The sequence below is a fragment of the Actinopolyspora sabaoui genome (genome assembly GCF_051225635.1).
GTDB lineage: Bacteria > Actinomycetota > Actinomycetes > Mycobacteriales > Pseudonocardiaceae > Actinopolyspora.
The window spans coordinates 27831-48378 of the sequence record NZ_JBMIHH010000013.1 but is presented as its reverse complement, the minus strand read 5'-3'; the positions used below and the strand labels follow the sequence as shown (position 1 = coordinate 48378).

Annotated in this window: 19 protein-coding genes, 2 tRNA genes and 1 other RNA gene; 15 read left to right on the top strand and 7 right to left on the bottom strand. The window is 68.1% G+C overall.

The annotated features are described in order from the left end of the window. Positions 1-411: 411 nt before the first annotated feature. From ACOQFL_RS20940 to ACOQFL_RS20930, 3 genes are all read right to left on the bottom strand, one after another. Complete coding sequence (locus ACOQFL_RS20940) at positions 412-732, bottom strand: hypothetical protein (protein ID WP_435545906.1); 321 nt, start codon at positions 730-732, stop codon at positions 412-414. A gap of 220 nt (positions 733-952) precedes the next feature. Then, positions 953-2164 carry a thiolase family protein gene (locus ACOQFL_RS20935; protein WP_435545905.1) on the bottom strand — a complete coding sequence of 404 codons (1212 nt, stop codon included), beginning with the start codon at positions 2162-2164 and terminating at the stop codon, positions 953-955. 115 nt (positions 2165-2279) lie between these two features. Further along, positions 2280-3290 (bottom strand): prephenate dehydrogenase, encoded by a 1011-nt coding sequence (locus ACOQFL_RS20930; protein WP_435545904.1) that lies wholly within the window; start codon positions 3288-3290, stop codon positions 2280-2282. Positions 3291-3430: 140 nt separating this feature from the next. Here ACOQFL_RS20930 and ACOQFL_RS20925 point away from each other — a divergent pair, with 140 nt between their 5' ends. The 4 genes from ACOQFL_RS20925 to ACOQFL_RS20910 all read left to right on the top strand — a co-directional run bounded on the left by ACOQFL_RS20925 (position 3431) and on the right by ACOQFL_RS20910 (position 5074). Beyond that, positions 3431-3913, top strand: coding sequence for a tRNA adenosine deaminase-associated protein (locus ACOQFL_RS20925; RefSeq protein WP_435545903.1), 483 nt, complete (start codon positions 3431-3433; stop codon positions 3911-3913). 88 nt (positions 3914-4001) lie between these two features. Further along, a complete protein-coding gene (locus ACOQFL_RS20920; protein ID WP_435545902.1) occupies positions 4002-4469 on the top strand; it encodes a nucleoside deaminase in 468 nt (155 codons plus the stop codon). 73 nt (positions 4470-4542) lie between these two features. After that, positions 4543-4800 carry a CsbD family protein gene (locus ACOQFL_RS20915; RefSeq protein WP_435545901.1) on the top strand — a complete coding sequence of 86 codons (258 nt, stop codon included), beginning with the start codon at positions 4543-4545 and terminating at the stop codon, positions 4798-4800. 189 nt (positions 4801-4989) lie between these two features. Continuing rightward, positions 4990-5074: transfer RNA gene (locus ACOQFL_RS20910), tRNA-Ser, on the top strand. Positions 5075-5279: 205 nt separating this feature from the next. On the opposite strand, the gene ACOQFL_RS20905 is transcribed toward ACOQFL_RS20910, so the two are convergent. The 3 genes from ACOQFL_RS20905 to ACOQFL_RS20895 all read right to left on the bottom strand — a co-directional run bounded on the left by ACOQFL_RS20905 (position 5280) and on the right by ACOQFL_RS20895 (position 6964). Then, entirely contained in the window at positions 5280-5873 is a 594-nt protein-coding gene (locus tag ACOQFL_RS20905) for a hypothetical protein (protein ID WP_435545900.1), read from the bottom strand. Between the two features lie 13 nt (positions 5874-5886). Further along, entirely contained in the window at positions 5887-6390 is a 504-nt protein-coding gene (locus ACOQFL_RS20900; protein ID WP_435545899.1) for a hypothetical protein, read from the bottom strand. Between the two features lie 488 nt (positions 6391-6878). Then, positions 6879-6964, bottom strand: a tRNA-Ser gene (locus ACOQFL_RS20895). A gap of 222 nt (positions 6965-7186) precedes the next feature. On the opposite strand from ACOQFL_RS20895, the gene ffs reads away from it, so the two are divergent. The 11 genes from ffs to ACOQFL_RS20840 all read left to right on the top strand — a co-directional run bounded on the left by ffs (position 7187) and on the right by ACOQFL_RS20840 (position 18481). Next, an RNA gene (gene ffs / locus ACOQFL_RS20890) (signal recognition particle sRNA small type) lies at positions 7187-7280 on the top strand. A 163-nt stretch (positions 7281-7443) separates the two neighbouring features. Beyond that, positions 7444-9978, top strand: a complete 2535-nt coding sequence (locus ACOQFL_RS20885; RefSeq protein ID WP_435545972.1) for a DNA polymerase III subunit gamma and tau — start codon at positions 7444-7446, stop codon at positions 9976-9978. 148 nt (positions 9979-10126) lie between these two features. Further along, positions 10127-10459 carry a YbaB/EbfC family nucleoid-associated protein gene (locus tag ACOQFL_RS20880; protein ID WP_435545971.1) on the top strand — a complete coding sequence of 111 codons (333 nt, stop codon included), beginning with the start codon at positions 10127-10129 and terminating at the stop codon, positions 10457-10459. 10 nt (positions 10460-10469) lie between these two features. Beyond that, positions 10470-11066 carry a recombination mediator RecR gene (gene recR / locus ACOQFL_RS20875; RefSeq protein ID WP_435545898.1) on the top strand — a complete coding sequence of 199 codons (597 nt, stop codon included), beginning with the start codon at positions 10470-10472 and terminating at the stop codon, positions 11064-11066. Positions 11067-11193: 127 nt separating this feature from the next. Continuing rightward, the gene (locus ACOQFL_RS20870; RefSeq protein ID WP_435545897.1) at positions 11194-11796 is read left to right on the top strand and encodes a uridine kinase family protein; all 603 of its coding nucleotides are present in this window, start codon (positions 11194-11196) and stop codon (positions 11794-11796) included. Between the two features lie 227 nt (positions 11797-12023). Beyond that, a complete protein-coding gene (locus ACOQFL_RS20865) occupies positions 12024-13709 on the top strand; it encodes an ABC transporter substrate-binding protein (RefSeq protein ID WP_435545896.1) in 1686 nt (561 codons plus the stop codon). A 49-nt stretch (positions 13710-13758) separates the two neighbouring features. After that, complete coding sequence (locus tag ACOQFL_RS20860; protein ID WP_435545895.1) at positions 13759-14769, top strand: ABC transporter permease; 1011 nt, start codon at positions 13759-13761, stop codon at positions 14767-14769. A gap of 67 nt (positions 14770-14836) precedes the next feature. After that, positions 14837-15772, top strand: a complete 936-nt coding sequence (locus ACOQFL_RS20855; protein WP_435545894.1) for an ABC transporter permease — start codon at positions 14837-14839, stop codon at positions 15770-15772. A gap of 8 nt (positions 15773-15780) precedes the next feature. Next, complete coding sequence (locus tag ACOQFL_RS20850) at positions 15781-16776, top strand: ABC transporter ATP-binding protein (protein WP_435545970.1); 996 nt, start codon at positions 15781-15783, stop codon at positions 16774-16776. Then, positions 16769-17857 carry an ABC transporter ATP-binding protein gene (locus ACOQFL_RS20845; RefSeq protein WP_435545893.1) on the top strand — a complete coding sequence of 363 codons (1089 nt, stop codon included), beginning with the start codon at positions 16769-16771 and terminating at the stop codon, positions 17855-17857. The genes ACOQFL_RS20850 and ACOQFL_RS20845 overlap by 8 nt, the downstream gene beginning before the upstream one ends. A gap of 405 nt (positions 17858-18262) precedes the next feature. Next, the gene (locus ACOQFL_RS20840) at positions 18263-18481 is read left to right on the top strand and encodes a hypothetical protein (protein ID WP_435545892.1); all 219 of its coding nucleotides are present in this window, start codon (positions 18263-18265) and stop codon (positions 18479-18481) included. A gap of 103 nt (positions 18482-18584) precedes the next feature. On the opposite strand, the gene leuA is transcribed toward ACOQFL_RS20840, so the two are convergent. Next, positions 18585-20414: a 2-isopropylmalate synthase gene (gene leuA / locus ACOQFL_RS20835; RefSeq protein WP_435545891.1), complete on the bottom strand. Its 1830-nt coding sequence runs from the start codon at positions 20412-20414 to the stop codon at positions 18585-18587. Between the last annotated feature and the right edge of the window lie 134 nt (positions 20415-20548).

The window sequence follows — 20548 nt, the reverse complement described above, 5'->3', positions numbered from 1 at the left end:
TCGTATTCTTCGTTCCGGCCCGGCCGGGGGGAACAGTCTCGGCGTGGGGGAGAGTTGGTTTCGCTCGTGATCGCGGTGCTCGTGTTGCGTAAGGTCCGTTCCTACTGGACGCACCGCAGACGCGCGCGCAGCCTCTCCGAGGATCTCGTGCGGCCTCGCTGAGGACGAGGCCCGAAGACGGTGCCGCGCGTTTCGTGATCCTTCAACCGGTGTGCCTGGGTGATATCCCGGCTCGTCTTCCTCGGGGAATTCTCGGGAAGAATCGTTCGGCCGCGTATTTTTCGGGAGCGAATGCGCGTGACGAAAACGAGGATAGTCCGCGAATTCAGCGAAATTTCGGAACGTTTTTTCGGGTAAGATTTCGTGTGTCGGGCTCCCGGGAACGGAGCCCGACAACGAACATCGGTCAGCTCACTGGATGCCGACGTTGATGTTGCTCTTCTCGACCTCGATGTCCTGCTTCTTCCAGTTCCAGCTCCAGAGCCAGAGCTTCTTCTGCTTCTTGTCAACGTCGATCTTGCAGGACTTGTAGAAGCACTTGTAGGCGTCGGCCTTCTTGCCCTTGTGCTTGCCCTTGTGCTTGTCCTTGTCCTTGTGCTCGTCCTTCTGGCTGTGGCTGTGGTTGTGGTTGGCCTCCGGCCTCATGTCGTCGGCCGAGGCGACACCCGCACCGCCGATGGCCAGCGGCAGGGCCATGGCGCCGACAACTACTGCCCGCGTGAACGAACGCATGCTCGCGCCCTTTCCTTTCGGATTATGGGAATTCTTGTCGGCCGAGTCCGTATGAGTCGGTCCGTGGATCGATCCCATTGGTTCGCCGACAACTCATTTTTACCCCGGTGGCTTTCCCCGTGCCGGGCGACACGCGCGGCATTCACCGTATTGAGTGTTGTGGATTTTCTCGTGAGCCAACTCTCGGAAAAACGGTGGAACTCGATGAATCGATGATTGTTCACATTTCCGGTTGCGCTCGTACGGCGACAGCGGTTGCCTGGCCGACTCCCACTCCGGTGGCCGCGATTCCGAATCCGCCGCCGCGATGGTTCAGGTGTCGGCACAGGTCGACGACGACCCGCGACATGGACGCGCCGAGCGGATGCCCGTAGGCCAGTGCACCACCGTGCACATTCACTCGATCGTGGGGAGCTTCCGGGAGTTGCCGCAGTACCGCGAGCACCAGCGCGGCGAATGCCTCGTTGATCTCCCACAGGTCGACTTCCTCGGCGCTCATGTCCAGCCTGTCCAGCAACTTGCGTATCGCCGTAACGGTCGCGAGGACGAACCGCTGGGGTGCGCAGGCCACCGTCGCCGTTCCGACCAGCTCGCCGAGGGGTGTGACAGCCAATCGCTCGGCCTGTCGTTGGGAGCCGATGAGCGCCGCTACCGACCCGTCGCCGAGTGGCGCGGAATTGCCCACCGTTACGGTCCCGTCGGGCGAGAAGGCGGGTGGAAACTCCGCCAGCTTGGCCGCGCCGATCTCCGTGCTCAGTGGTTCGTCGCTGCGCATCGGGATGCCGCCCACGCCGCGGACGGGGAAGACGAAGCCGTCGTGCATTCCGGCGTCCCAGGCTGCCGCCGCGCGGCGGTGCGAGCGCAGTGCGTACTCGTCCATCGCGGCCCGGCCCACACCCAGTTCCGTGGCGATACGTTCGGCGATCAGCCCCAGCGGAGCCGTCCACTCGGGATTCATGCGTGGATTGACCAGCCGCCAACCGACAGCCGTCGAGACGGCCTCCAGGCGGTCGGGCAGCGCGCGTTCCGGGCGGGGGACGATGAACGGTGCCCGGCTCATGCCCTCCACGCCGCCCGCGACGACCAGTTCCGCGTCCTCGGTGCGTACCGCCCGTCCCGCCTGCACGAACGCCTCGCACCCCGATCCGCACAACCGGTTGACGGTCACGCCGGGCACGCTCTCGGGCAACCCGGCCAGCAATACGGCCATGCGCGCCACGTCGCGGTTCTCCTCCCCCGCTCCGTTGGTGTTGCCGTAGATCACCTCGTCGATCGTGCCGGGATCCAACGGACGTTCGTTCCGGTCGGCGTGTCGTCGCACCAGCTCGGCCAGCGGCATGGCGGCGAGGTCGTCCACTCGGATACCGGAGAGCTCGCCCCGGTACCTGCCGAACGGAGTTCGGGTGGCGTCGAGCAGCATCGCACGGGCCATGGGGCCATGATGCCGCAATCGGGGGTAATTACCTTAGTTCTTTCGGGTGAGTTCGGCGAATATCCGCCGGGCCCGCCGGCGTCGCCGCCACAGCCGGCGTGTCCGGATCGCCTGTTCACTCTTTTGAGGAGTTCTGCTCGTTTGTCGTCTCGGGCGCCGGGCGATGTTCGGCCACCGCCGTTTCCTCGGCCAGCGAAACCACGTGAGCCCCGCTCTCCCCGAGCTCACGCAGCCTGCGCAATGCGTGCCCGGCATCGAGTCGCACGGTCGTCCGCACCGGTTCGGTGCGCTCCGTGGGGTAGAACCCGGCACGTGCTCGGTGGCCGGAGCGCAGGGTGGCGTCCAGTGAGCCGGTGGAGGCCAGTGCTCCCCGCGCGGCTCCGAGTCGTCCCAGGGTGTCGTCCAGCGCGTCCAGCAGCGCCGCCCGGTTCCCCTCCGTCATGGCCCGCACCAGATCCGGGTCGGTGGCGATCACCCTCGTACCGTCCCGAAAGGAGCCCGCCGCCAGCGATTCGGCCAACGGTCCACCGTCACCACCCACGGAGGCGAGCACGGCAGCCAGCAGGTGGGGCAGATGCGATACCCGAGCCACCGCGGCGTCGTGCTCGGCGGGGGAGGCGGGCACCACCCGCGCACCGCAGTCCAGGGCCAACAGCGCGGCTTCCCGCCAGGCGTCGAGGCCGGTGTCACCGTCGATCGTCACCGCCCAGAGCGCCCCGTCGAACAGTTCCGCGCTGCCCGCCCCCCAGCCGGAGCGGTCGGTGCCCGCCATCGGGTGCCCGCCCGCGTAACGCGCGGCAGGCGCGGACTCCCGCACCGAGTCGTGGACCGGCTCCTGCACGCTGACCACGTCGGTCAGCCACGCCGTGGGCGCGTGTCGGTTCACCTGCCGCAGGACCGTGCCGACAGCGGGCAGCGGGATCGCCAGCACCACCAGCGCGTCTCGTTCCTCCGCACGCTCCAGTGCCTGCTCGGTGCTCGACAGCACCTCGTAGCCCGCCGCCCGAGCGGCGGCGGCGTCCTCCGCCGAAGTGGTCGCTCCCCAGGCCGGCCTGCCCGAGCGCGCCGTCGCCCGAAGCACGGATCCGCCGATCAGTCCCAGCCCGATCACACACACGGCTCGCATGGGCTCATCCTGCCCTACCCGCGACGACTCGTACCGGAGTGGTGACCCGGTGAACACACCGAGCGTGAATCATTGACTCGGTTGGTGAGCTGTTCGCAATCGTGCTTTCGGGTGGCGTTCGCACGCTTTACCGTGGCGTCATGACGCTCCAGGAGCCGGTCGCGGGGTTCGCAGTGGCCGCCGTTCGTGAGGACGGCCGGTGGCGATGCGACATGTTGGACGGTTCGGTACTGACCGGACTCGACGCGATCATCACCGCATTACGCGAACTGCGCTCCAGCGGAGCCGTGGTGGGCATGTGCAACGTGGATGACGAATTCTTCGTGCTGGTGCGTCCGGTACCGGGCGGGGTGGAGCTGGCGTTGTCCGACGCGGCAGCGGCACTCGACTACGACGTGGCCGCCGATGTGCTGGACCTGCTGCGTACGGAGCCACCCGACGAGGAGGACGAGGAGATCTGGCCGGAGGGCAACCTCGCGTTGCTCTCCGATCTGGGACTTCCGGAGGAGGAACTGCTGCTGATCACCGAAGAGGTCGACCTGTACCCGGACGAGCAGCTCGAGATGATCGCGCAGCGCTGCGGATTCGGTGAACAGTTCACCGCGGTGCTGGAGCGGTTGTAGTGGCCGGAGTGGTTGTGGGGGCCGGAGCGGTCGCGGTGCCCGGCGTCGAACGGAATGGCGGTTCGGGACGAGAGCCGGGCCGGCCGGAATGATCGAGGCTTCCGGGGATCGGGAACTGGTCCGTTCCGCGCTCGCCGTGGCGACGGACGCCACGGCGGCGGGGGACGTGCCGATCGGCGCGGTGGTGGCGGCCTCCGACGGTCGGATACTGGCGCGGGCGCACAACCGTCGTGAGGAGCTGTCCGATCCCACGGCCCATGCCGAGTTGCTGGCGTTGCGCGCCGCGGCGGCCGCTTACGGGGACGGTTGGCGGCTGGGGGGATGCACCCTGGCCGTGACCGTGGAGCCGTGCACTATGTGTGCCGGGGCGCTGGTGCTGTCCCGGGTTTCCAGGTTGGTCTTCGGCAGCTGGGAGCCCCGTACCGGGGCGGTCGGTTCGCTGTGGGACGTCGTCCGGGACGGCAGGCTCAACCATCGGCCCGAGGTCGTCGGCGGGGTGCTCGACAGCGAGTGTGCCGCGTTGCTGGCGGAGTTCTTCGGCGAGCACCGATTGTGACTTGAGTCACTATTGGGTGATTCGACGGAGTTGCCGGGTATGTAGCGGGAGCAGTCGGCAACAGGAGGTCGCGATGAGTACGTTCGACAAGGTCAAGCACCAGGCCCAGCAGCTCGCGGGCAAGGCCAAGGAGGCGACCGGCCGCGCGACCGGCAACCGGGACATGAAGGACGCGGGCAAGCGGGACCGCCTCGAGGGCGAGGCCAAGGAGTCCGGCCAGGACATGAAGGACCGTGCGGCGGGAGCGGCCGAGGACGTCAAGGACAAGCTGCGCGGTGACCAGGGCGGTAACCAGGGTGGAAACCGGGAAGGCGGCGAAGGCCAGCGCTGACGGAAACACCTTCGGGGTGGGGCCTCGGTTTCGGTCGCTCGTGGGGGCCACGGAAGAAGGGTGGAGCCGCCCGCTTCGAATCCTCCGGGTTCCCCCGCCCCAGGGCGCCAACGGCGCGCTGTGCGGGAGAAACCGACTTCCTCGACCCCCGTGCTCGATTCGTGAGGGCCGTTCGTTACGCTTGTTCGCGGTAGCGTGTCCGAGCGGCCTAAGGAGCGCGACTCGAAATCGCGTGAGGTGAGAGCCTCCGTGGGTTCGAATCCCACCGCTACCGCGCGTTGACGAGAGCGGCGCCGGATCCCCCGCGGGGCCCGGCGCCGCTTTCTCGTGCCCGGCCCATTTCGCTCCGGGGACTGCCCGGCGAGCGCCGGTTCGACCCTGCCGGTGTCGCGGAGCCCTGCTGGTGGCGGAGCCCTGCTGGTGGCGGAGCCCTGCCGGTGGCCGACCTGTGAGTGTCGGTCCTGCCTGCCGCAACCGGGTCAGCAGTTGGCGGGCTTCGACTCCACCCTGGTCTCCCAAGCGGGGTTTTCCTGCGGACCGTCCACCGTCACGTCGTTCACGTACCAGTAGTAGTGCCCGTAGTAGGGGTCACCGAAGTGCAGCTCGTAGGTCCCGGTGACTTTCTGCCGCATCGGAGCGGCGTAGATGTTCACGGCCTGGTCCGGTCCCAGCTCGTGGCGGATCTCGTCGGACTTGGTGGTGCTCCAGCTCCACTGCCGTTCGTAACTGGCCTCGAAGCCCGCCTCGAACACCTCGCCCAGCGTGACGCCGGCGCTGATGGTCACACTCACGTTGGTGGTGGTGCTCCTGCTCGACTGCCAGCCGATGATTCGGGTGGAGGTTCCCTCGGAGCAGTTCGTGGCCCCACCGACCAGTTCGTAGGCGCCGCGGTACGTTTCCGGCGGCCCGGACGGGTGAAACTCGCAGAGATCGGTGTTGCCGTTCTCGCACTGCTCCAGCAGCTGCCGCACGGTGGGTTCGGCTTCGGTCGTGGCACTCGCGGGCGCGGCCAGTCCGGTCATTGCCAGCGCGGCGGCGCTCAGGCCGACGGCCAGTCGATTACGCGACTTCATTCCTAGTCCTCGCTCAGCTCAGTCCGACGGTCACTGTTCGGTCGTTGATGTAGCTGCCCACGTCGGGGTGGTTCTCCTTGTAGGGGCCCGCGCGATCGCCGGAGTCCGGGTACAGCCAGACCCAACAGGTGGACCAGGCCTGTACCGAGGAGATCCGGTTCTGCCAGTAGTCGTCCAGATCGAGCCAGAAGTCCACTTTGTCGTTCTTGGGACACGGTTCCGGTACAGTGATCGTCAGCGAGGAGCCGCCGTACTCGGCGTCCTCGAAGACGGTGGCGCCGATGAGCTCACCGGTGGTGTCGGCGATTCGTTGCCCCTGCTGTCGGGCTTCGGCCAACGTCTCGTAGCAGGTGTGGTTCCGGGTGGAGACGTCCAGCACGCAGTGTTCGTCGGTTTCGGACACCTGGGCCGCCTGTGCGGTGGTCGCCGTCAATCCCGCGGCCATCGCGCAGCTCGTCAGAGCCACCGCGGCGGTCCTGGTGCGGAGCCGTCCGGTTCCGGTCTTGGCTCTTGCCAATTCCGTTCTCCTCTCCTCTTCCGGCGGGCGGGTTCGCCGCCTCGGCGGAATCGGTTTAGCGGATTGCACGCGCACTATCGGGGGACGCGGGAGACGAGATCCAGAGCCGCGAGGCGATTGCCTACGAATGCTGAAGTGCCGGGAGTAACGCGTTACGACTTTCGTGCTCGCGCCGTACCCCCGATGGGCCCAAGCGCCCTCCGGTGGTGCCTGCGAGGAGGTGGCAACGCGATCCGGGCAAAGCGGTAACGCTGTCGGGGAGAGCGGACGAGAGTCCGCCGACAGGGCGTCGAAAAGCCGTCGAGGGGGCGATCACGAACGCCGAGGCGGCAGCGCACCGCATGACGGCTCGGTGGGAAGGCCCGGAAACGAGAACAGCCCCGTGAACGAGAACGGGCCCCGGAAACGAGAACGGGTCGGACGAACGAAGACGGGCCCGCGAACGAGAACGGGCCGGGCGTGGAGTCCACGCCCGGCCCGTCGATCGGCGGAGGATGCGGGATTCGAACCCGCGAGGGCTGTTAACCCAACACGAATTCCAGTCGTGCGCCTTAGGCCGCTCGGCCAATCCTCCGCGAAAGAGTGTACGTGACGGGTTCCGCCGATCTCGCGACCCCCCTCCGGAACCGCTCGATCGGCGGGCAACGTCGCGCTGTCCCCCTGTGGCCCCGCTGCTACCCCCGGAGAGCCCCGCACTGTTCTCCGGGCGGCACCGCGCTTGTCCTCCGGGTCCCGCGCTGTGTCCCGGACGGTGCCGGGGGGTCGGTTCACCGTGGCGGCGGCCCGTTACACTGAACGCGGACTCCGCGCGGCGTCATCCTGTGAACTCCCCCAGGGCCGGAAGGCAGCAAGGGTAAGCGGGCTCTGGCGGGTGCGCGGGGTCCCCTTTTGTTTCGGGGGCCGGCCACAGAACTCGCGTAGCCGGTGGTTGACACCCACTTCGTCGTCCTCCCGCCACGCTGTGGCGCGCCTCGATCGGCGATCCACACCACCTTCCAGTGATGGTCGCTCCCGATGCCGAACTCGTCGGTGGTGGCACGTATCGTTGCCGGTGTGGCGCTCGCGCTCTATCGCAAGTATCGACCGGCGACCTTCGGCGAGGTCGTGGGACAGTCACACGTTACGCAACCGCTGCGAACCGCGCTGGCCGCACAGCGGATCAACCACGCCTACCTGTTCTCCGGGCCCCGTGGGTGCGGCAAGACCTCCAGTGCGCGGATCCTCGCGCGTTCGCTGAACTGCGCCCAGGGCCCCACGGACGAGCCGTGTGGCGAATGCGACTCCTGCGTCGCGTTGGCTCCGGACGGTGCGGGCAGCGTCGACGTGGTCGAAATGGACGCGGCCAGTCACGGTGGTGTGGACGACGCGCGTGAACTGCGCGATCGGGCGGTGTTCGCCCCGGCACAGTCGCGTTACCGGATCTTTGTCATCGACGAGGCCCACATGGTCACCCAGCAGGGGTTCAACGCCCTGCTCAAGATCGTGGAGGAGCCGCCCGAGCACCTCGTCTTCGTGTTCGCCACCACCGAGCCGGACAAGGTGCTGACCACCATCAGGTCCCGCACCCACCACTACCCGTTCCGGCTGATCCCCCCGGGCGAACTCCGCGAACTGCTGGAACGGATCTGCGCCGAGGAAGGCGTCAGCGTGGACCCGGCGGTGTATCCGCTGGCGATCAGCGCCGGGGGCGGTTCCGCCCGTGACGCGCTGAGCGTGCTGGACCAGCTGGTCGCCGGTGCCGGTGCGGAGGGGATCACCTACGAGCGGGCCGTGGCGCTGCTCGGGGTCACCGACGTGGCCCTGATAGACGCCATGGTGGACGCGTTGGCCGCGAATGATCCGGCCACCGTCTACGGCACGGTGGATCGGGTCGTGGAGGCAGGTCACGATCCCCGCAGGTTCGCCTCCGATCTGCTGGACCGGTTGCGCGACCTCGTACTGCTGCACTCGGTGCCGGACGCGGCCGAACGTGGTCTCATCCAGAACGCCGGTGACGGGATCGGCAGGATGCGCGAGCAGGCCGAGCAACTGGGGACGGCCACGCTGACCCGGTTCGCCGAGATCGTGCACTCCGGGCTGTCCGAGATGCGCGGTGCCACGGCGCCCCGTTTGCTGCTGGAGTTGCTGTGCGCTCGGATGATGCTGCCCGCCGCTTCCGGCGACGAGGCTGCGGTGCTGCAGCGCGTCGAGCGGGTCGAGCGGCGCATGACGGTGGCGCCGCCTGCTCCCGGCGGCGCGGAAGCCGATCCGGCGCCTCCCGCTCCGACATCACGGAGTGCCGTCCCGAGCGAGCCGGACGGCGGTGCGCGGTCGCCCGTCGCCGGTTCGGACCGTGCCGAGCCTGCCTCCTCCGCACGTAGTGGCGAGGCCGGGCGTAGTGGCGAGGCCGGGCGTAGTGGCGAGGTCGGGCGGCCCGCCGAACGGGCGGTGGCCGGTGATCCTGCCGAGCCATCCCCCGAGGGCCACACCCGAAGCGGGCAGCGGACACGGCAGAACTCGCCCGAACCGGTGGACGACTCACCGGCGGGGGGCGGCAGGCCCGCGGCCGAGCTGCGCCAGGTGTGGAACGACCTGCTGCGTGCCGTGGCGGAGCGCAACCGGCCGACCCAGGCGCTGCTGCTGAACGCCTCGCTGGTGGATCTGCGGGACAACACGCTGGTGCTGTCGATGCCGACCTCCGGACTGCGCAAGCAGTTCATGCAGGCTCGCCGCATCGACTACGTGCGGGAAGCGATGCGCGCGGTCGTCGGTGGCGACTGGGAGTTGGAGTGCCTCATCGAGGGTGAGGAGCAGTCCGCTCGGGCACCGGCCGCGACACCGCAGCGGCAGCCCGAACGAGGTGGGGCCGAGCAGGGCGGGGTCGCGGCTCCGCAGCCTGCCGCCCCGCGAGCTCCCGCCGCCGGAGCGGCTCCCGCTTCGGAGCAGGCCGCTGCTTCTGGGCAGGCCGTCGCCCCGAACGCACAATCGACCGCCCAGAGCGCGTCGGCGGAACGGTCCTCCGAGGCGGAGCGCGCGGCGGAAAAACTTGAGGTCGCTCCGCCTGTGGCTGCTCCCGACGCGGCGGCTCCGGCCGCCCCGGACTCCCCGGTTCCTTCCGAATCCCCCGTGGCACCCGAGTCCGCTGGGGCACCCGAGTCCGCTGGGGACCCCGAATCCGCCGCGGGACCCGAAACCCCTGCGGCAGCTGAGCCACCCGCCGCATCCGAACACCCCACCGGATCCGGGATGCCGGGCACCTCCGAGTCCTCGGAGCCTCCGGAACCACCCCTGCCTCCGGAACCACCCCTGCCTCCGGAGCCTCCTCCCGAATCGGAGCCCGAACCGCCCGAGTGGGAGGACACCGAGCTCGGGCCATCACCGGAGCCGGACTTCGCCGCTCCGCCCCGATCCGAATCCCTTGGGACCGAGTCCGCCGGTTCCGAAGCTTCGGGTTCCCGCTCCCCCGGCCGCGAAGCCCCGGGAGGTCCGGATTACCGGGCCACCGCCACCGCCGAAGCCGCACCGCGTGGCGGCTCGGTCGAACGCGATCCCGACGACGAGGCCGTCGAGTTGTTGGTGAGCGAGCTCGGTGCGCGCAGGCTCGACTAGTGGGTTCCGGCCCACCCGGCCGGGCGCCCGCCACCGTCGCGGATCGACGACTACGCTGGACGGCAGGGGAGATGCCTCGCTCGAACAGGTGAGTCCAGCCGGAACCGGGAGAGGAGCCACGGTGCAACCAGGCGGTCAGCAACCCGACATGCAGGAAATCATGAAGCAGGCGCAGGAGATGCAGCAGCAACTCATGAATGCGCAGGAGGAACTCGCCGAGGCGGAGGTGACCGGTACCGCCGGGGGCGGCATGGTCACAGCCACTGTTACCGGCGCGGGAGAGTTGCAGTCCATGAGCATCGATCCCAAGGTCGTCGATCCCACGGACACCGAGACGCTGTCGGACATGGTCGTCGCGGCCGTCCGGGACGCCAACCGCGCCGCGCAACAGATGCAGGCGGACAAGATGGGGCCGTTGACCAACGCGCTTGGTGGCCAGGGCGGCACGGACATGGGCGGACTCGGTCTGCCGGGGATGTGACGGTAGCCGCGTGTACGAGGGGCCAGTACAGGATCTGATCGACGAGCTCGGCAGGTTGCCGGGGATCGGTCCGAAGGGCGCGCAGCGCATCGCCTTTCACCTGCTCTCTGCCGAGCCCGCCGACGTCACCCGGTTGCAGGACGCGTTGCAGCGGGTGAAGGAAGGCGTGGTGTTCTGCGAGGTCTGTGGCAACGTCTCCGAGCAGACGCGCTGCAGGATCTGCCAGGACACCAGGCGTGACCCGCGGCTGGTGTGTGTGGTCGAGGAACCCAAGGACGTGCTGGCCGTCGAACGCACCCGCGAGTTCCGGGGGCGTTATCACGTGTTGGGTGGTGCGCTGGATCCGCTCTCCGGGGTCGGTCCGGACCAGTTGCGGATCCGCGATCTGGTCAGCCGCATCGGGACCGACGAGGTTAACGAGATCATCATCGCCACGGACCCCAACACCGAGGGGGAGGCGACGGCCACTTACCTCGTCCGGCTGCTGCAGGACTTCCCGGGGCTGAGCGTGACACGGCTCGCATCCGGTCTGCCGATGGGAGGCGATCTCGAGTTCGCGGACGAGCTCACCCTCGGCAGGGCGTTGTCCGGACGGCGATCCGTTTGAGCCGTTCGGGTCGTTTGAGCGCGGCCGTCGGAGCGGTCCTCCGGTGAGCCGCTCGGTGGCGGGATCCGCCGGCCGACCGGAGCGAGGTCACGGCGGTTCGGAGTGTCCCGCCGAGCGTTCCCGTACCGTGGCTCGCGGTTCGTCGGTCGTGCGGCTGCCGCGTGCGGCGGATCCCGAGACCGCGGACTCGTTGGCGTACCGCGTGGGGCGTGGCGCGCCCCGGCTGGGCCCGGTGCGGTTGGTCGCGGTGGACGGCCCTTCCGGCGCGGGGAAGTCCACGTTCGCCCGCGTGCTGCTGTCCGCCCTGTCCGCGGTGGGGCTCGACGCCGTGCTGCTCGGCACCGACGACTTCGCCACTTGGCGGGAACCGGTGGGTTGGTGGCCCAGGTTGCGCGATGGCGTGCTGGAGCCGTTGTCGCGGGGATGTGCGGGGCGCTATCAGCGCACCGAGTGGCCCGGAGGCGTGCCGGTGCCCGGGGCGTTCGTCGATGTCCCCGTGCCGGAGGTGCTGCTACTCGAAGGGGTGTCCTCGGGCAGACGTTCGGTCGCGCGCCACCTTTCGGCGCTGATCTGGATGGAGCCGCCCGACTCGGCCGTCCGGCTGGAGCGCGCGGTGGCACGGGACGGTGCCGAGACCCGTCCCGAACTCCTCCGCTGGCAGCGGTTCGAACGGGTTTGGTTCCGTTCGGATCGGACCGGACAGCGTGCCGACTTCGTGCTGCGGGGATGACGAACCGCCCCTCGGCTCCGGATGATCTTCGAAAATCCACTCGTTCGAGTGAGCCCAGTTGCGTAGTATTTCCGGCTTTGACCAGGATTTTCACAAATTTTTCCCAGATTTGCCGGACGTTAGCCCGAACGTTGTAGCCGAATCGTAATCCTGTGGCCCTGATCCAGACGCATTCCTCGGGTTACGGTCTCTCTCACTTTGCGAGACGTGAGTTGTCGAGGTGAGTGATGGGTGCAGCCGCCGGGCCGGGGTTCCGGTTATCGAGAGTGGGGCGCAGGCTTGTGACGGTCGGGCTGACCGCCGTGCTTGCCACGTCCCTGTCCGCGTGCGTGCAGTCGCAGCGCGGAGAGGACAGTGGACAGACCATGGTCTTCGGAGCGCCGGGTGCTCCGGCCCTGTTCGACCCGTTCTACGCCTCCGACGGCGAGACCTTCCGGGTCACCCGACAGATGATGGAGGGACTCGTCGGTTTCGAGTCGGGCGGAGTCGAGGTCGAGCCCGAACTGGCCACCGACTGGAAATCCTCGGATGACGGTACGAAGTGGACTTTCCAGCTCCGCGAAGGCGTGAAGTTCCACGACGGCACCGACTTCAACGCCGAGGCCGTCTGCGCCAACTTCGAACGCTGGTACAACCAGACCGGCACCGGGCAGAGCTCAGCGCTGTCGTACTACTGGATCGAGACCTTCGGTGGATTCGCCGGGGACGACGAGCCCTCGCTGTTCTCCTCCTGCGAGGCGCCGGACCCCACCACCGCGGTGATCAACCTGACCCGCGCGACCTCCAAGTTCCCCGCCGCGCTCGGGTTGGACTCGTTCAGCATGCAGTCGCCCACGGCGATGAAGAAGTACGAGGCCGACAAGGTCGAGGCCAAGGGCTCCGGTTTCGAGTACTCCGAGTACGCCAGGAAGCACCCCATCGGTACGGGTCCGTTCGAGTTCGACTCCTACGACCAGAACAACCAGTCCGTGGTGCTGCGCCGCAACGACGACTACTGGGGTGACAAGGCCAAGCTCGACCGGCTCATCTTCAAGGTGATCTCCGACGAGTCGGTTCGCAAGCAGGAACTGCTCTCCGGCGGGATCGACGGGTACGACTTCCCGAACCCGGCCGACCTGGACTCGCTGCGGCAGCAGGACTTCAACGTGCAGGTCCGCGAGCCGTTCAACGTGCTGTACCTGGGCATGTCGCAGAAGAAAAACCCGGCGCTGCGCAAGCTGAAGGTGCGCAAGGCGCTGGCCTACGCGGTCAATCGCGAGAACCTGGTCAACGCCAACCTGCCGGACGGGGCCGAGGTCGCCAACCTGTTCTATCCGTCCAGCGTGGACGGATACACCGAGGACGTGGCGAAGTACTCCTACGACCCGGAGAAGGCCAAGCGGCTCCTCGCCGAGGCGGGGCACTCCGACCTCACCATCGAGTTCTGGTGGCCCACCCAGGTGACGCGCCCCTACATGCCCGACCCGCGCGGCATCTTCAACTCGCTGGCCGGGGACATGCGCAAGGCGGGCATCAACGTCAAACCGGTCAGCAAACCCTGGAACGGCGGCTACATCTCCGACGTGAACAAGGGCGACGCCGAGGTCTTCCTGCTCGGCTGGACCGGTGACTACAACTCCCCGGACAACTTCATCGGCACCTTCTTCGGCTCGACGGAGAACCAGTTCTACACCAAACCCGCGCCCTGGGGCGAAAAGCTGGCCAACCGGCTGGACGCCGCGGACAAGGAACCGGATCCGACCAAACGGGAGCGGATGTACACCCAAATCAACCGGGACCTGAAGTCGAAGTACCTGCCCGCCGTGCCGCTGTCGCACTCGCCGCCCGCGATCGTGACGGCCCCGCACGTCAAGGGGCTGGTCACCTCGCCGCTGACAGCCGAGGAGTTCGCCTCGGTGAGCATCGAGAAGTAGTTCCCGGGCAGCGCCCAGGTTTTTCCGTCGAGAACGTAAGGATCCCGGTTTGCTTCGTTACACGGTCCGGCGACTCGGCCAGCTGTTGATCGTCACGGTCGTGCTGTCGGTCCTGCTGTTCGGATGGCTGCGGGCGCTGCCGGGTGGCCCGGTCTCCGCGCTCCTCGGTGAACGTGCCACCGAGGAGTCCCGAGCCCGACTGGTCGAGCAGCTCGGGCTCGACCAACCGCTGTACGTGCAGTACTGGAAGTTCGTGCAACGGGCGATCACGGGTGATTTCGGCGTCTCCACCGGGGTGCAGCCGGGCACCCCGGCCATGGAGGTCTTCCTGCAGCGCATGCCCGCCACGCTCGAACTCTCGGTGCTGGCGCTGCTGCTCGCGGTCGCCGTGGGCATCCCGCTGGGTTACTTCGCGGCCCGCAGGCAGGGCGGCTGGTTGGACAACCTCAGCATCACCTGGTCGCTGATCGGGGTCGCGGTGCCGGTGTTCTTCCTGGCCTTCCTGCTCAAGTACGTCTTCGCCATCGAGTTCGGCGTACTTCCCGCATCGGGAAGACAGGCGGCCGGAATCGACGCCACCCACGCCACCGGCTTCTTCGTCCTCGACGGGGTGCTCACCACGGAGTGGGACGCGGCGTGGAACGCCCTGATCCACCTGCTGCTGCCCGCGATCGCGCTGTCCACCATCCCGTTCGCGGTGATCTTCCGGCTCACCCGGGCATCGGTGCTCGACGTGGTCGAGGAGGACTACGTGCGCACCGCCCGCTCCAAGGGACTCGGGGCGATGGTGGTGCGCGGCAGGCACATCCTGCGCAACGCGATGCTTCCCGTGGTCACCACCATCGGGTTGCAGACCGGCGCGCTGCTCTCCGGGGCGGTGCTGACCGAGCAGGTCTTCAACATCCCCGGAATCGGACAGGCACTCTCGCTGGGTTTCCAACGGCAGGACTACGCCGTGCTGCAAGTGGTGATCCTCGCCACCGCGATGGTCTACGTGCTGGTCAACCTGCTCGTCGACCTCGCCTACGCGGCGATCGACCCGAGACTCCGGACACGCTGATCGAAGCGTGGTGCTCGCCACCGGGCCTGCCAACACGACGGAAAGTATCAGTGAGAGGTCGCGCACAGTGCTGGGTACACAACGCAAGGAGCGCATCGACGGGCTGGCCGAGTCCGGCGGCGACACCACCGCGGGTGTCAGCCTGGCGGCCTCGGCATGGCGACGGCTGCGTCGCAGCCCGACGTTTCTCGTGGGCGCGGGAATCATCTGCGCCTTCGTGCTGCTCGCCCTGGTGTCGCCGATGCTGGCGCAACACGATCCCGCCCTGCGGCTGCTGGAGGAGCAGGTCTCCCGCGCGGACAACGAGATCCCGGCCCCACAACCCGGTTTCCCCCTGGGCGGCGACCAGTACGGGCGGCCGTTGCTGTCCAGGGTGCTGCTCGGTTCGCAGCAGACACTGCTGGTCGCGCTGCTGGCCACGGTCATCGGCCTGGGCGGCGGTCTGACCCTGGGCATCCTGGCCGGGGCCTTCGGCGGCTGGGTCGACACCCTGGTGATGCGCGTGGTCGACGTGATGCTCTCGGTGCCCTCGCTGCTGCTGGCCGTTTCCATCGGGGCGCTGTTCCAGCAGCAGTCCCAGTTCACCGTGATCATCGCGGTCGCCACGGTGCAGATACCGATATTCGGCAGGCTGCTGCGCGGGACCATGCTCGCCCAGCGGGCGAGCGATCACGTACTGGCGGCCCGCGCGCTGGGGGTGCGCCAACGCTCCATCGTGTTCCGGCACATGCTTCCCAACGCGCTCGGACCGGTGATCGTGCAGGCCACGCTGATGCTCGCGGTGGCCATCATCGACGCCGCGGCGCTCTCCTTCCTCGGCCTGGGAGCGGCCGATACCTCGACACCCGAATGGGGGCAGATGCTCGGCTCGGCGCAGAACTTCTTCGACACCCACCCGCACCTGGCCTTCTGGCCCGCCGGCTGCATCATCGTCGTCGCGCTCGGTTTCACGCTCGTCGGTGAGTCGATGCGGGACGCCCTCGACCCGAAGAAGCGGCGGTGAACGGCGACATGGCATTGCTGGAAGTGCGCGATTTGTCCGTGCGGTTCGTCCGTAAGAGCGAACCGACGGTCCCGGCGGTGGACGGCGTCTCGTTCGACGTGCACCCCGGAAGTACCGTCGGGCTCGTCGGCGAATCCGGGTGCGGCAAGTCCGTCACCTCGCTCGCGATCATGGGGCTGCTCCCGCGGCGCGGAACCGAGGTGGCCGGCTCGGTGAACCTGGAAGGCAGCGAACTGCTGCGGCTGTCCCAGCGGGAGCTCGACCGGCGCAGGGGCAAGGACCTCGGCATGGTCTTCCAGGATCCGCTGACCTCCCTCAACCCCGTGGTGCCCATCGGGCTGCAGGTTTCCGAGGTCATCGAACGCCACCGCGGGCTCTCGCGTCGCGACGCCTCCCGCGAGGCCGCGAAGCTGCTGGACCGGGTCGGCATCCCGGACCCGGAGCGCAGGCTCAAGGAGTACTCGCACCAGCTCTCCGGAGGGATGCGGCAGCGCGCCTTGATAGCCATGGCGCTGGCCTGCGAACCCCGGCTGCTGATAGCCGACGAGCCCACCACCGCCCTCGACGTCACCATCCAGGCGCAGATCCTGACCCTGCTGAAGGAACTCGTCGCCGAGACCGGCACAGCGTTGATCATGATCACCCACGACCTCGGAGTGGTCGCGGGGATGTGCGACGAGGTCAACGTGCTCTACGCCGGGCGAATCGTGGAACGCGCCCAGCGGCACGAGCTGTTCTCCGGGCCGAGACATCCCTACACCGCCGGGTTGATGGCCTCGGTGCCGCGACTGGACTCCCCGCGAGGACAGCGGCTGGCGCCGATCGAGGGATCGGTGGCCGACAACATTCCCTGGGAAGGGGGCTGTGCCTTCAGCCCGCGCTGCGGCAACGCCCTGGCGGTGTGCGGCGAACGCGCGCCCGAACTCGAAACAGTCGAGCAGGACAGGCTGCTGCGCTGCCACAACCCGATCGGTGCCGCGGAACTGGAGCGTGCCCATGACTGATTCGAGCAGCACCATCACGGGTTCCGAGACCTCACCCGTCGGTACGGACCCCTCGGACCCGGCGGACACCCTGGTGGAGATCGACGACCTGCGGGTGCACTTCCCGATCAAGCGGGGAATCGTGCTGGACCGCACCGTGGGCCACGTCTACGCGGTGGACGGGGTTTCGCTGCGCGTCGGCCGCGGCGAGACCTACGGACTGGTGGGGGAGTCCGGCTGTGGCAAGTCCACACTGGGCAAAGCGGTACTGCGACTGGAGCATCCCACCGGCGGTTCGATCCGTTTCGACGGCACGGACATGGCCCAAATGTCGGGGGAACCGCTGCGACGGATGCGGCGGCGAATGCAGATGGTCTTCCAGGACACGCTGTCCTCACTGGACCCGAGGCAGTCCGTCGAGTCGCTGCTCGTGGAGGGGATGCGGGCACACGGGTTGGATCAGGGCGGGCAGCGCACCGAGCGCGAACTGCGTGAACTGCTCTCCTCCGTCGGGTTGCCCGCCTCGGCGCTGCGCAAGTACCCGCACGAGTTCTCGGGCGGTCAGCGGCAGCGCATCGGCATCGCCCGGGCACTGGCAGTGCGCCCGGACCTCGTGGTCGCGGACGAGCCGGTGTCCGCGCTGGACGTCTCGGTGCAGGCTCAGGTGCTGAACCTACTGGAGGACCTGCAGGAGGAGTTCGGCCTCACCTACCTGGTGATCGCGCACGACCTCGCCGTGGTGCGCCACGTGGCACGGCGTATCGGCGTGATGTATCTGGGGGGTTTGGTCGAGGAGTCCGACTCGGACGTGCTCTACGAACAACCGCTGCACCCCTACACCAGGGCGTTGCTCTCCGCGGTGCCGGTGCCGGAACCGGAGGTCGAGGATCAGCGGGAACGGATCCTGCTCTCCGGGGACCTGCCGTCACCCGCCTCGCCGCCCACCGGGTGCCGGTTCCACACCAGGTGCCCGTGGCGGCAGCCCACGCGCTGCGACTCCGAACGCCCCGAACTGCGCGACGTCGGAGGTGGGCACCGGGTGGCCTGTCACTACGCCGAAGAGATCCGCGACGGAATCATCACCCCGAACTCGGGGGAGTAGGGTATTTCGCTCGGTTCCCGTAGCTGGTTGCGTGGCGGAACCTCTCGCACGGCTCTCGCTGCGGCTCCGGCGACCTCGGGTAGCGACCTACACAACGTCGGGCCTTCCTCACGAGAGCCGCACGCGAGAACCAGCGGCGGTGCCGACCGCGTGCGTGGTCGGAGTTCGGCTTGCGATGGTGGTGGGGGGTCGGCCTCCGGGGTGGTGGGAGTTCGACACTGCGTCGAAGCGGCGCGGCGATTTCGTGGGAAATTGACGCCCACCCGGGCCGGGCCACTCCTTCGTGAGTGGGGTTCGGGATCGGAACGGCATCGATCATGCCCCCGTTGGGATGACGTACGTTGCTCGGACGTCTCGTACCGGATTGACTGTGCTGGTGCCGATCGACCCGAACGGAGGTGTGTGGTGTCCGAACTCTCGGAAAACGACCGGCTCGATCCGGAGGGGTTGAGTTGGAGCGTGCCGTGTCTGGACTCCGAGGACGACGGCGCCGGCGGGGAGGTGAAGGTGCTGGTGCTCGGTGACCGGGTCGCCTTGGTGCTACCGCCGGGCGAGACACTTGTATTCACACCGGACGAAGCCGGTGAGTTCGCCAGGCTGCTGAATACCTCGACCGGCCGGTGAACCGGGTTCCAAGGGCTCACCGGCCGGGCACTCGGAGTGTGAGTCGGCGGAACGCCCTGCCGAGCGAGCGTTCCTCACCCCCTCCCGGAGCGGGATGATCTCCTCAGCGGTTCGCCCGATTCACCGCCGAGACCACCGCGCGCAGTGAAGCGGTGACGGTGGAGGTGTCGATGGCGGCCCCCCACAGCACGGTCGGGCCGTCGGACTCACTGTCCACCGAGCACTCCAGATAGGCGGCGGCCTTGGCGTCGTCCCCCGCCGTCATCGCGTGCTCGTGGTAGTCGAGCACGCGCACGTGGTAGCCCACGGTGCTCAACGAGTCGACGAAAGCGGCGATGGGACCGTTGCCGGATCCGCTGATCTCGTGCTCGGTGCCCGCCACCCGAACAGTGGCATCGATGGTCTCGGAACCGGCCTCACCGCTGAGACGTTGCCGCACCAGCTCCAGTGGTGCGCTCGAGTCCAGGTACTCGTCGGCGAACACGCGCCATATCTCGTTCGGCTCGACCTCGCCGCCGTCCGAGTCGGTGCGCTGCTGGATCAGCTTGGACAGCTCGATCTGCATCTTGCGGGGCAGGTCGAGCTGGTACTCGGTCGTCATCACGTAGGCCACGCCGCCCTTGCCGGACTGCGAGTTGACCCGGATCACCGCCTCGTAGCTGCGTCCCACGTCCTTCGGGTCGATCGGCAGGTACGGGACTTCCCAGGGGTACTCGTTCTCGGCGACCCCGGCGCGTTCCGCGGCCTCGCGATGTGCCCGAAGCCCCTTGTTGATCGCGTCCTGGTGGCTGCCGGAGAAGGCCGTGTAGACCAGCTCGCCACCCCACGGCTGCCGTTCGGGAACCGGCAGTTGGTTGCAGTGCTCCACGGTGCGCTTGATGTAGTCGATGTCGGACAGATCCAGCTGCGGATCGACCCCCTGGCTGAACAGGTTCATCCCCAGCGCCACCAGGTCCACGTTGCCGGTGCGCTCGCCGTTGCCGAACAGGCAGCCCTCAATACGGTCGGCTCCCGCCTGGTACCCGAGCTCGGCGGCCGCTACGGCGCTGCCCCGGTCGTTGTGCGGGTGCAGCGAGAGGATCACCGAATCACGCCTGGACAGATTGCGGTGCATCCACTCGATCGAGTCGGCGTAGAGGTTCGGGGTCGCCATCTCGACGGTGGCGGGCAGATTGAGGATGACCGGGCGTTCCGGGGTGGGCTCCCAGATCTCGGTGACCGCGTCGCAGATCTCGGCGGCGTAGGAGAGCTCGGTGCCCGTGAAGGACTCGGGGGAGTACTGGAACCGGAAGTCGGTGTCCGGGTACTTGTCCGCGTACTCGCGCACCAGTTCCGCGCCCTGCGTGGCGATCTTGGTGATCCCCGTGCGCTCCTCGCCGAAGACCACACGCCGCTGCAGGATCGAGGTGGAGTTGTACAGGTGGATGATCGCGGAGTGCGCGCCCTCCAGCGCCTTGAAGGTGCGCTCGATCAGGTCCGGGCGCGCTTGGGTCAGCACCTGGATGCGTACGTCCTCCGGGATCGCCCCGTCCTCGATGATCTCGCGTACGAAGTCGAAGTCCGTCTGGCTCGCCGCGGGGAAACCGACCTCGAGCTCCTTGAAGCCCATAGCGACCAGCAGGTCGAACATCCGGCGTTTGCGCGCGGGCGACATCGGGTCGATCAGCGCCTGGTTACCGTCCCGCAGGTCGACCGCGGACCACAGCGGTGCTCGGGTGATGCGCTGGTCCGGCCAGGTGCGGTCCGGCAGCGACACGTTCTCCACCAGCTCGTCGAACGGCCGGTAACGGTGGAACGCCATCGAGCTGCCGCGCTGCGGATTCCAGGGCTTCTGGTCGGGCGGAGCGGGACGTGAGGGTCGACGCGGTCCGGATCCCGCGGTGGGTATGTCGTCCGTGGTGGAACGGGAATCGGAAGCGGAACCGTTACTCATCCTGGTGGACTCTCCTGCTCGTGCTCGGTTCGGGAACTCAATCGACCGGCACGCTTTACCTCCGCGACGAGGGGCCGGTCTAACTGACCCCGTCGCGGCGGCAAAGCAGGAGGTTGAAAGTCACGACGACAGCC

Excerpts from the sequence above, each read along its gene's own strand:
- ACOQFL_RS20940 (WP_435545906.1), bottom strand. The coding sequence starts at position 732 with ATGCGTTCGTTCACGCGGGCAGTAGTTGTCGGCGCCATGGCCCTGCCG.
- ACOQFL_RS20935 (WP_435545905.1), bottom strand. The coding sequence starts at position 2,164 with ATGGCCCGTGCGATGCTGCTCGACGCCACCCGAACTCCGTTCGGCAGG.
- ACOQFL_RS20930 (WP_435545904.1), bottom strand. The coding sequence starts at position 3,290 with ATGCGAGCCGTGTGTGTGATCGGGCTGGGACTGATCGGCGGATCCGTG.
- ACOQFL_RS20925 (WP_435545903.1), top strand. The coding sequence starts at position 3,431 with ATGACGCTCCAGGAGCCGGTCGCGGGGTTCGCAGTGGCCGCCGTTCGT.
- ACOQFL_RS20920 (WP_435545902.1), top strand. The coding sequence starts at position 4,002 with ATGATCGAGGCTTCCGGGGATCGGGAACTGGTCCGTTCCGCGCTCGCC.
- ACOQFL_RS20915 (WP_435545901.1), top strand. The coding sequence starts at position 4,543 with ATGAGTACGTTCGACAAGGTCAAGCACCAGGCCCAGCAGCTCGCGGGC.
- ACOQFL_RS20905 (WP_435545900.1), bottom strand. The coding sequence starts at position 5,873 with ATGAAGTCGCGTAATCGACTGGCCGTCGGCCTGAGCGCCGCCGCGCTG.
- ACOQFL_RS20880 (WP_435545971.1), top strand. The coding sequence starts at position 10,127 with ATGCAGGAAATCATGAAGCAGGCGCAGGAGATGCAGCAGCAACTCATG.
- ACOQFL_RS20865 (WP_435545896.1), top strand. The coding sequence starts at position 12,024 with ATGGGTGCAGCCGCCGGGCCGGGGTTCCGGTTATCGAGAGTGGGGCGC.
- ACOQFL_RS20850 (WP_435545970.1), top strand. The coding sequence starts at position 15,781 with ATGGCATTGCTGGAAGTGCGCGATTTGTCCGTGCGGTTCGTCCGTAAG.
- ACOQFL_RS20845 (WP_435545893.1), top strand. The coding sequence starts at position 16,769 with ATGACTGATTCGAGCAGCACCATCACGGGTTCCGAGACCTCACCCGTC.
- leuA (WP_435545891.1), bottom strand. The coding sequence starts at position 20,414 with ATGAGTAACGGTTCCGCTTCCGATTCCCGTTCCACCACGGACGACATA.